The organism is Microcystis sp. M53603_WE2, assembly GCF_030065435.1.
This window is the reverse complement of sequence record NZ_JASJFF010001320.1, coordinates 1-3,342: the sequence shown is the minus strand read 5'-3', so window position 1 is coordinate 3,342 and position 3,342 is coordinate 1. Positions and strand designations below refer to the sequence as shown.

The following is a 3,342-nucleotide window of genomic DNA, read 5'->3' as shown; positions in this document are numbered from 1 at the left end:
GGTGGTGGAGGGAATCAACAATAAACTTAAACTAATAAAACGGAGAGGCTATGGCTTTAGAAACTTTCGGAATTTTTGGGTTAGAAGTATGTTATCTTGGCATCTTGTATGTTGATTTAGCATAAAGGGTAACGAAGAGCCTGATTACCAATCAGTTTGAGAGTTGCTCAAAGTAGGTTCACTGTTCATATTTTGTCGCTCCGCCACCTTTGAATTGTTAGATAGTAGTGAGGCGATTGCCATATTTTAGTACATCAGATATGATATAAACACATCATGGCTGATCAAAGCAAACCTTTAGCTTGGCTGCATGGTGAGATCAAGACCCCACCTTTCAGTTTAGAAGCACGGATCGAAGCAGGTGTCTTACTCAGGCAACTACAGGAAGGCGAACCCCTTGGTTTGCCACATTCGCGTCCTATGCCAAGTGTAGGCTATCATTGTCATGAGCTACGCATTAGAGACATCGATAAAAATTGGAGGATTATTTATCGAATTGATGAAGATGCAATCTTGATTATTGAGGTGTTTAATAAGACAACAAGAGCAACACCCAAAAGTGTAATTGAGGTTTGTAAGAAACGCTTGAGTAAATACGATACTGATCAGCAGGAATAAGAGGATGGAAGAGACTAAAAAAGGGCTTTTGGAATCAAAAGGCTGGAAAATCGGAACCGTTTCCGACTTTTTAGAGTTAACGCCCGAAGAGATTATCCTTGTTGAAATCAAACTAGCTCTTAGCAAAAGTTTGAAAAGTCAGCGGCAGAAGATAATGACTCAAAGTGAACTGGCCAATAAAATCGGCTCTAGTCAACCTCGGATTGCCAAAGCTGAAAATGGCGATCCGTCGGTTTCACTGGAATTGCTTATCCCCTCGCTGTTGGCAACAGGTGCCACTCCTCAAGACATCGGACAAATCATTGCCAGTGTCAAAGGCGTTGCTGAATCAAGACCTGAATGCTAATTTTGTGCATCCTATCCACTAATGTTAGTTATTGTCGTTGATGCGATAAATCCCTGAATTTCCCCAGCATCAATACGCTCAAATAATCTTGCTGCGTTTTCCACAAATAGCTCTCGTTCTTGTAGAAAATCAAGAATGACATTGGTATCAATCAGAACTCGCATTATTGATACTTCTCGATCAGATAGGTTACATAATCGGTTGGGGCGTTAGTTTACCCTGTAGCTGCCGAAATCTCAGAAACACCTCGCAAGCGCAACAGATTTCCCCGCTTGGATTTGAGGTTTGCTTCCCGTTGTTTAGAATGTATGAACAAGGTGAAATCACCCTAGAGGGATTAGCAAGAAAAGCTCCTCTCATTGCCCGTGCTATTGAAAAGCAACAGGAAATCTCTTAAATCCTAGACAAACAAAAAAACATTAGTATTTCGGCATCTAGTCGGGTATTGGCTGTACCATTATTTAATATCAATTTGCTGTAATTCTGGTAAAAGTTCTTTAAATAAAAGCCTAAATCTTTTTATACATATTATTTTAAACATCAATTTTAAAGCATCCCAATTAATTGCATCATAGCGGATCAATTCTAGGACAATTTTTATGTTTAATTTTTTGATACAAATCAAAAGCCAATGCAGGCAAATATAATCTTCTATAACTGACAATTCTGGTAACTTTTCCCGATGTTTAGGATGTACCATGTCATAAATTTTTTGTTTGATTAAAATATTTTTTTTGCATCGCTCTTTTATTGATATATTGCTATGGCAACATCCCGACCATACTCTTTTAAAACATAGACACTTACCGACAAATACAGCATCGCCGTACTTGGCAATTTCTATCCATGAGTTAATATCATCATAATTACCGTCAAAGTCTTTATCCCAGCCTCCCGATCGCAAAAATGCTTTTTTTTGAAAAGCAACTTGAACAGGTGTTCCCAAAGGACAGATATCCAAAAGCATACCGTAGTGTATGTCTTCTTGCCGAATACAAAGAGCTAAATTATTAAATTGAACTTGATGTTTATCATCGATAATGTTGCCTATTATATCAATTTTTTTTGCCTGACAAGAGCAAATAACAGCATCAGGAAAATAAACGAGAGATTTGCCGATAATTTCGATACATTCAGGCATAATATAATCATCATCATCAATCAGCTTAATCCATTCTCCTTTGGCAATTTTGACTCCAATATTAACACTTTCTGAATGTCCTAAATTTATCGAGTTGCGATGATATATAACTCGATCACCTAACTGCTTGATATATTCTTCAGTTTGATCAGAAGAAGCATCATCTACAACAATAATTTCACAGTTTATAGTTTGATTGATTGCCGATTCTAATGACCATTTTAAAAATGGTAAGCGATTATATGTTGTTATAACAATACTGAATTTCATGAGCATTTACAAGAATATTTAGTTTAGGTAAAATATTTTCTTTTTTTATTATTTGTTAAGCCATGAATCGCTGACAAAATCGACCAGGATATAAGATTGACTCTTTCATCAAAAATAGTAACATCAAAGACATGAAATAATATACAAGCAAAAAAAGCTGTTAAATAAGTAAATATAATCAATTTTTCTTCTGAGTTATCCAGATTTATTTTGGTTAAAAGTATAATCCCTTTTGCCAATATCCAGCCAACTAAAAAATAGAAAAAAACTGTCCAGGGAATCCCCACTTCAGACAGAAGCATCAGTGTTAAGTTGTGTGAATGTCCTATTACTATCTGAGATTGAGGCTGATAGAGATGTTTAAAACTTCCTAAACCCCATCCTTTCCAAGGTGACTTAAGGGCTAAATGCCAGGAGAATTTCCACAGAGTTATTCGGAGAGTTTCTACATCTCGATTAGGATAAAATTGATCGTTTATTCGAGCCCAAATAAACATTGGAACAATTAATCTAAACCAATCTCTTACTGGAGGATTGCCAAAAGCAGCGATAATAATCGCCCCGCTCACGATTGCTACTGTTAGCAAAATCCATCGCCAGCCTAAATAAATAGCAAAAGCAAGACAAGTTACTAATGTAGTCATCCAACCATTACGAGAATGAGTTAAAATTAGAGCAATAAATGTTAGGGAATTGATCACCAAAAGCAGACTAAGATAAAAAAATTTTTTATCAGTATTCGATTTTCTTAACTCTAGAATTATTAAGCCCAGTCCCAACACCCAAATAATAGTTAGAAAACTTGCTAGAAAATTAGCATGATAAAATGGCTCTTCGGTTTGTGTTATGCAATGGACGGGGGTTATAAGGGATGGAACCCTTATAGAGAAAGGCATTTAGCGATTTTTGTCAATTGTTTTTGCTCTAGAGCGAACTAATCAATTAAATCTCTTGCCAGATAAGGATT

General features: G+C 36.2%; 6 protein-coding genes. 3 read left to right on the top strand and 3 right to left on the bottom strand.

Going from position 1 to position 3,342, the window contains the following annotated elements; translation table 11 throughout:
• The 3 genes from PX481_RS27730 to PX481_RS27720 all read left to right on the top strand — a co-directional run.
• Window positions 1-115: transposase (locus tag PX481_RS27730; RefSeq protein ID WP_130758671.1), on the top strand; the 115-nt coding region annotated here is incomplete at its 5' end.
• Between the two features lie 161 nt (window positions 116-276).
• Window positions 277-618 (top strand): type II toxin-antitoxin system RelE/ParE family toxin, encoded by a 342-nt coding sequence (locus PX481_RS27725; RefSeq protein WP_002763716.1) that lies wholly within the window; start codon window positions 277-279, stop codon window positions 616-618.
• Between the two features lie 4 nt (window positions 619-622).
• On the top strand, window positions 623-964 hold the full coding sequence (locus PX481_RS27720) for a helix-turn-helix domain-containing protein (protein ID WP_002763718.1): 342 nt from the start codon (window positions 623-625) through the stop codon (window positions 962-964).
• Between the two features lie 11 nt (window positions 965-975).
• Here the strand turns inward: PX481_RS27720 and PX481_RS27715 are convergent, their stop codons facing one another.
• The 3 genes from PX481_RS27715 to PX481_RS27705 form a co-directional block, all read right to left on the bottom strand.
• Window positions 976-1,128: a PIN domain-containing protein gene (locus tag PX481_RS27715; RefSeq protein WP_002763721.1), complete on the bottom strand. Its 153-nt coding sequence runs from the start codon at window positions 1,126-1,128 to the stop codon at window positions 976-978.
• A gap of 293 nt (window positions 1,129-1,421) precedes the next feature.
• Window positions 1,422-2,375 (bottom strand): glycosyltransferase family 2 protein, encoded by a 954-nt coding sequence (locus PX481_RS27710; RefSeq protein ID WP_043999536.1) that lies wholly within the window; start codon window positions 2,373-2,375, stop codon window positions 1,422-1,424.
• A gap of 23 nt (window positions 2,376-2,398) precedes the next feature.
• On the bottom strand, window positions 2,399-3,271 hold the full coding sequence (locus tag PX481_RS27705; RefSeq protein WP_288024972.1) for an O-antigen ligase family protein: 873 nt from the start codon (window positions 3,269-3,271) through the stop codon (window positions 2,399-2,401).
• Window positions 3,272-3,342 lie beyond the last annotated feature (71 nt).